Source organism: Amaricoccus sp., assembly GCF_036846665.1.
GTDB lineage: Bacteria > Pseudomonadota > Alphaproteobacteria > Rhodobacterales > Rhodobacteraceae > Amaricoccus.
In genome coordinates, this window is record NZ_DAIUBO010000232.1 from 1 (window position 1) to 5,907 (window position 5,907).

Genomic DNA, 5,907 nt, shown 5'->3' on the forward strand with positions numbered 1-5,907 from the left:
TCCCGCCCGTGCGCCAGCACGGGCAGCGCCCGCCCGCCCCCCAGGCGGGCGCTTCGCGCCCAAGACGGGCGGCCGCTGCCCGTGCTTCCCGAAGGGATCGACCGGAACTGGTTTGAGGCCCAACCATGCGCGACGAGCCGACCGGAATCACCGCCGAGCTGCTGCTGCGCGCCTATGCCTCCGGCATCTTTCCCATGGCCGAGACCGCCGCGGCCGAGGACATCTTCTGGGTCGATCCGCGCTGGCGCGGGATCCTGCCGCTCGACGGCTTCCACGTCCCCCGCCGCCTCGCGCGCAGCTTCCGCAACGAGGATTTCGACATCCGCATCGATCGGGATTTCCCCGCCGTGGTCCGCGCCTGCGGCGAGCGCCCCGAGACCTGGATCAACCCCGCGATCGAGGCGCTCTATTGCGAGCTGCACCGCATGGGATACGCCCATTCCGTCGAGATCTGGTCCGGCGAGGATCTCGCGGGCGGGCTCTACGGCGTGGCGCTCGGCGGCGCCTTCTTCGGCGAAAGCATGTTCAGCCGCCGCCGCGACACCTCGAAATTCGCGCTGATCGCGCTGGTCGCCCGGCTGAACGCCGGCGGCTTCCGGCTGCTCGACACGCAGTTCGTCACCGCGCATCTCACGGGATTCGGCGCGGTGGAGATCAGCCGCGCGAGCTACCGCGACCGGCTCGAGGCCGCCCTCGCGGTCCCGGCCGATTTCTTCGCGCTACCCCGGGACGCCGGCCGTCAGCGATTGTTGCAGCTCAGCACCCAGACGTCGTAGCGCGGGTGGTCGAGCGCCGAGACCGCCGGCGAGGAGGCGAACATCCACCCCGAGAACCGCGGCGCCTCCTCGCGCAGGTCGCGGATGCGCAGGAAGGCATAGGCATCCGCCGCGGGATCCCCCCTGGGGATTCGGCAGGCCTCGGCGGTGATCTCGAGATAGCCGTAGCGCATGGTCTGCCCGACTTCGAGATCGAGGTCGCGCGTCGTGCCGTTGAGCGTGTCGAGGCCGCGCAGATGCAGGGAGCGCGCCTCGACCGTGTCCTGGTCGTTGTCGATCTGCACCGATTGCGCCGCGACGGCCTGAACCGCCACGAGCAGGCATCCCGCCAGGGACGCGAGGCGGATCCAGGATCCCGCCCCGGTGCCGTTAACACTTTTTCTCTTCGTTTTCATAGCGTTACACGTTGTCCTCATGGGGACGCCCCCGCGGAGGCGCAAGATCGCCCCCAACTCGGCCCGTCGCCCGGGGCCGTGCTCACTGCGAGGTCCCGAATTTCATCAGGAGATTGAGCAGGCTCACCGAACCTTGCGTGTTCACGATCTCGTCGCCCGCCGCCAGCATGAATTCCGAGGCGCCCGGGGTGATCTCGATGAAGGATCCGCCGAGCAGCCCCTCCGAGGCGATCTTCACGTCCGAATCCTCCGGAAGCCTGACCGATTCCGCCACCGTGAACCGGGCCTTGGCCTTGAAGCTCTCCGGGTCGAGCTCCAGCGCGGTGACCGAGCCCACCTTGATCCCCGCCAGCCGGACATCGGTGCCGACGGAGACGCCCTCCACGCTGCGGAAGGCGGCGGAAAGCTCGTAGCTGTCCCGGTTGAGCTGCAATCCCCGCGACTGCCCGGCATAGACGACGAAACCCGCGGCGACGGCCACCACCACCGCCCCGATGACGGTTTCCGCGATGCTGTTCGACATGGGTCCCGCCCCCTGCCCTATTCCGGCGACCAGGCCTCGTAATCCGCCGCGGGCGGCCGCGGCTGGCCGAGGATGCTCCCCGGCGGCCGATAGGCCGCATCCGTGCCCGTCAGATTCGCCTGATGCGGCTTCTCCCAGGGCTTGCGGGTGAGGGGCCGCGCCGTGGGCGGCTCCTGCCAGGTATGATGCAGCCAGCCGTGCCACTCCGGGGCCACCCGGCTCGCCTCGGAATAGCCGTTGTAGATCACCCAGCGCCGCGACCCGTCGGCGTTCTGGTAGAAGACGTTGCCCTGGGCGTCCTCGCCCACCCGCTTGCCCTTGCGCCAGGTATAGAACCGCGTCGCGATGGTCTCGCCGTTCCACCATGTGAATAGCTGCGCAAGCAGGCCCATGCTCGTCCTCATCGTAACCGTCTCAAGGCCCTTATGCCGCAACCAGGCCTGGCGGTCCAGTACGCCGGCGAGCGCCGCCACCCGATCGGCACCCGGTCACACAGAACTCGACGCTTCGTTGATTCCTCCGCTCCCGCTCCTGGACGGCTCGGGGAGAGCGATCGGCCCGGCTCGGGACTCAGGATGCCGAGGCCGAACCTTCCTTGCGGTCGGCATAGATCAGGAGCGGCTCACCCTTGCGCAGGATGCATTCCTCGTTGACCACCGCCTCCTCGACACCCTGCATCGAGGGCAGCTCGAACATGGTGTCGAGCAGCACCTCCTCGAGGATCGAGCGCAGCCCGCGCGCGCCGGTCTTGCGGTCGATCGCCCGCTTGGCGATCGCCTTGAGCGCATCGTCGGTGAAGCTGAGCTGCACGTCCTCCATCTCGAAGAGCCGCTGGTACTGCTTGATCAGCGCGTTCTTCGGCTCGGTCAGGATGGTGATCAGCGCGTCCTCGTCGAGGTCGTTCAGCGTCGCCAGCACCGGCAGGCGCCCGACGAATTCCGGGATGAGCCCGAACTTCAGCAGATCCTCGGGCTCGAGCTCCTGGAAGAGCTCGCCCACCCGCCGGTCGTCGGTATCCTTGACATCGGCGCCGAATCCCATGGCCGAGCCGCGGCCCCGCTGGGCGATGATCTTGTCCAAGCCGGCGAATGCGCCGCCGCAGATGAAGAGGATGTTGGTGGTGTCGACCTGCAGGAACTCCTGCTGCGGATGCTTGCGCCCGCCCTGGGGCGGAACGCTCGCGACCGTGCCTTCCATGATCTTCAGGAGCGCCTGCTGCACCCCCTCGCCCGAGACGTCCCGGGTGATCGAGGGATTGTCCGACTTGCGCGAGATCTTGTCGACCTCGTCGATGTAGACGATGCCCCGCTGCGCCCGCTCGACGTTGTATTCGGCCGATTGCAGCAGCTTCAGGATGATGTTCTCCACGTCCTCGCCGACATAGCCGGCCTCGGTCAGCGTCGTGGCATCGGCCATGGTGAACGGCACGTCGAGGATGCGCGCCAGCGTCTGCGCCAGCAGCGTCTTGCCGCAGCCCGTGGGGCCGATCAGCATGATGTTCGACTTCTGCAGCTCCACGTCGGCGTTCTTGCTGGCGTGGCTGAGCCGCTTGTAGTGGTTGTGAACGGCGACGGAGAGCACCCGCTTGGCGACCTGCTGGCCGATCACGTAATCGTCGAGAACCTTGCAGATCTCATGCGGCGTCGGAACGCCGTCCGAGGACTTGACCAAGTTGCTCTTGGTCTCCTCGCGAATGATGTCCATGCAGAGTTCGACGCATTCATCGCAGATGAACACCGTCGGACCGGCGATCAGCTTGCGGACCTCATGCTGGCTCTTTCCGCAAAAGGAGCAGTACAGGGTGTTCTTCGAGTCGCTTCCGCCTGATTTGCTCATCTCACGCCTCCGGCTCGCGCCACAACCAACTTCGCCGTTACCCGCTTACGCCAAGACACTGGCGCTCCTCAGCTATTGGAACATGCTTGTACCGGCAATTACAAGCCAAAACGCCGCGAGGCCGCACTGCCCGAGCCGAGGTCACGCCGGGTCGGAAGGTGCTTCCCGCCGGGCGACGATGGCGTCGATATGGCCCCAATCCTTCGCCTCCTCGGGCGTCATGTAGCGGTCGCGCTCCAGCGCGTTCTCGACCACGTCGATCGGCTGACCGGAATGGTTCGAATAGATCTCATTCAGCCGCTTCTTGATCTTCAGGGTCTGCTCGGCGTGGATCATGATGTCGGTCGCCTGGCCCTGGTAGCCGCCCGAGGGCTGATGAACCATGATCGAGGAGTTCGGCAGCGAGAAGCGCATGCCCTTCTCGCCCGAGATCAGCAGGAGCGAGGCGGCCGAGGCCGCGAGACCGACGCAGATCGTGGAGACCGGCGGGCGGATGTATTGCATCGTATCGTACATCGACAGCCCGGCGGTCACCACGCCGCCGGGGCTGTTGATATACATGGAGATTTCCTTCTTGGGGTTCTCCGCCTCGAGGAACAGGAGCTGCGCGACGACGAGCGTCGACATGCCGTCGTGGATCGGACCCGAGACGAAGATGATGCGCTCCTTCAGGAGCCGCGAGAAGATGTCGTAGGCGCGCTCGCCGCGGGCGGTCTGCTCGACCACCATCGGCACCAGTTCCATGTAGGTCTCGACCGGATCTTTCATCGGAAAATCGCCTTGATCTGCCGGGCCGACGAGATTTCGCGCCCTGGTTGTCGAAAGGAGTAATGTCAGGGTGCGCCCGGCGCAAGCCCCAGCCGCGTCCCGGCCGGACCGACGCCGCGCCTCGCCCGGCCGGCGCCCGCCGGTGACCCGCCGGGCCGGAAGCCGTCAGACGGCCGCCGTGGCGGGGAGGCCTTCCTCGTCGAGCGCCTCGATCGCCTTCTGCAGCTCTTCCTTGCTCACCGGCTTGTCGGTGACCTTGGCCAGCTCGAGCACGAAATCGACCACCTTGTCCTCGAAGAGCGGCGCGCGGATCTGCTGCAGGGACTGGGGGTTCTTCTGGACGAATTCGAAGAACTGCCGCTCCTGCCCCGGATACTGCCGGGCCTGGGCGATCACGGCGCGCTGCAGCTCCTGCTCGTTCACGCTGATCTCGTTCTTGGTGCCGATCTCCGCGAGCAGGAGCCCGAGCCGCACCCGGCGGTTGGCGAGCCGCAGATGTTCGTCGGTCGGGGTGATCTCCGGGTGGTCGTGCCCGTGATGGTCCGGGTTCTCCTCGTGCCAGAGCTGATGCGCGATCTGCCGCGCCTCGACATCCACGAGGGTCGGGGGAAGCTCGAAGCTGACGAGCCCGTCGAGCGCATCCATCAGCCGGCGCTTGAGGATGGCGCGGCCGGCCTGGGCGTATTCCGCGGAAAGCCGCGCGCGGACCTGCTCCTTCAGCGCATCGAGCGATTCCGCGCCGTAGCGCTTGGCGAGCTCGTCGTCGATCTCGGCGGGCTTCGGGGCCTTCACCGCCTTGATCTTGCAGGCGAAGACCGCCGCCTTGCCGGCGAGATGCGCAGCACCGTATTTCTCGGGGAAGCTGACGTCGATGTCGATCTCGTCACCGGCCTTCACGCCGACGAGCTTCTCCTCGAAGCCCGGAATGAAGCTGCCCGATCCCAGCACGAGCGGGAAATCCTCCGAGGCTCCGCCGTCGAATTCCACACCGTCGACCGAGCCCCTGAAATCGAGGACCACCTGATCGCCGTCCTTGGCCTTCGATCCCTTGCGGCGATCCTCGTAGCTGTTCGCCGAGGCGGCGAGCGACGCCAGCGCCTCGTCGACGGCGGCCTCGTCGATCTCGGCGACCAACCGCTCCAGCTCGATCTCGCCGAGCGCCACTTCCGGAACCGCCGGAAGCGCCTCGTAGACCATCGAGACCTCGACGTCGTCGCCCTCCTTCCAGTCCTCGCTGGTCATCTTGACCTCGGGCTGGAGCGCGGGACGGTCGCCCGTCTCCTCGAAATGCTCGCGCATCGCCTCGTCGATGGATTCCTGCATCGCCTCGCCGAGCACGGACTTGCCGAACATCTTCTTCATCAGGGCGGCCGGCGCCTTGCCCTTGCGGAAGCCCTTCATCTGGAAGTCCTTGCGGGCAGCCTCCAGCTTCTCGGTCACCTTCGCCTCGAGCTCGGCCGAGGGAAGCGTGATCGCATAGCCCCGCCTAAGACCTTCATTCAGGGTTTGGGTGACCTGCATCTCGAGCTTTCCTTGTTTCGGTCTCGTCACTCTGGTGCGGGCGGAGGGACTTGAACCCCCACGCCTTTCGGCGCCAGAACCTAAATCT

At 66.5% G+C, this 5,907-nt stretch carries 7 protein-coding genes; 1 reads left to right on the forward strand and 6 read right to left on the reverse strand.

The window, feature by feature from the left end:
• Positions 1–125 precede the first annotated feature (125 nt).
• The gene (gene aat / locus V7050_RS17335; protein ID WP_324367704.1) at positions 126–776 is read left to right on the forward strand and encodes a leucyl/phenylalanyl-tRNA--protein transferase; all 651 of its coding nucleotides are present in this window, start codon (positions 126–128) and stop codon (positions 774–776) included.
• On the opposite strand, the gene V7050_RS17340 is transcribed toward aat, so the two are convergent.
• The 6 genes from V7050_RS17340 to tig form a co-directional block, all read right to left on the reverse strand.
• On the reverse strand, positions 740–1,171 hold the full coding sequence (locus V7050_RS17340; RefSeq protein ID WP_324367702.1) for a DUF2155 domain-containing protein: 432 nt from the start codon (positions 1,169–1,171) through the stop codon (positions 740–742). The genes aat and V7050_RS17340 overlap by 37 nt on opposite strands.
• An 82-nt stretch (positions 1,172–1,253) precedes the next feature.
• Positions 1,254–1,694 (reverse strand): outer membrane lipid asymmetry maintenance protein MlaD, encoded by a 441-nt coding sequence (mlaD, locus tag V7050_RS17345; protein ID WP_324367700.1) that lies wholly within the window; start codon positions 1,692–1,694, stop codon positions 1,254–1,256.
• Positions 1,695–1,711: 17 nt separating this feature from the next.
• Complete coding sequence (locus tag V7050_RS17350; protein ID WP_324367697.1) at positions 1,712–2,086, reverse strand: NADH:ubiquinone oxidoreductase subunit NDUFA12; 375 nt, start codon at positions 2,084–2,086, stop codon at positions 1,712–1,714.
• A 178-nt stretch (positions 2,087–2,264) separates the two neighbouring features.
• Positions 2,265–3,530 (reverse strand): ATP-dependent Clp protease ATP-binding subunit ClpX, encoded by a 1,266-nt coding sequence (gene clpX, locus V7050_RS17355; RefSeq protein WP_324367695.1) that lies wholly within the window; start codon positions 3,528–3,530, stop codon positions 2,265–2,267.
• A 141-nt stretch (positions 3,531–3,671) separates the two neighbouring features.
• Complete coding sequence (locus tag V7050_RS17360; RefSeq protein WP_324367693.1) at positions 3,672–4,298, reverse strand: ATP-dependent Clp protease proteolytic subunit; 627 nt, start codon at positions 4,296–4,298, stop codon at positions 3,672–3,674.
• 165 nt (positions 4,299–4,463) lie between these two features.
• A complete protein-coding gene (gene tig, locus V7050_RS17365; protein ID WP_324367691.1) occupies positions 4,464–5,819 on the reverse strand; it encodes a trigger factor in 1,356 nt (451 codons plus the stop codon).
• Positions 5,820–5,907 lie beyond the last annotated feature (88 nt).

Excerpts from the sequence above, each read along its gene's own strand:
- aat (WP_324367704.1), top strand. The coding sequence starts at position 126 with ATGCGCGACGAGCCGACCGGAATCACCGCCGAGCTGCTGCTGCGCGCC.
- V7050_RS17340 (WP_324367702.1), bottom strand. The coding sequence starts at position 1,171 with ATGAAAACGAAGAGAAAAAGTGTTAACGGCACCGGGGCGGGATCCTGG.
- mlaD (WP_324367700.1), bottom strand. The coding sequence starts at position 1,694 with ATGTCGAACAGCATCGCGGAAACCGTCATCGGGGCGGTGGTGGTGGCC.
- V7050_RS17350 (WP_324367697.1), bottom strand. The coding sequence starts at position 2,086 with ATGGGCCTGCTTGCGCAGCTATTCACATGGTGGAACGGCGAGACCATC.
- clpX (WP_324367695.1), bottom strand. The coding sequence starts at position 3,530 with ATGAGCAAATCAGGCGGAAGCGACTCGAAGAACACCCTGTACTGCTCC.
- V7050_RS17360 (WP_324367693.1), bottom strand. The coding sequence starts at position 4,298 with ATGAAAGATCCGGTCGAGACCTACATGGAACTGGTGCCGATGGTGGTC.
- tig (WP_324367691.1), bottom strand. The coding sequence starts at position 5,819 with ATGCAGGTCACCCAAACCCTGAATGAAGGTCTTAGGCGGGGCTATGCG.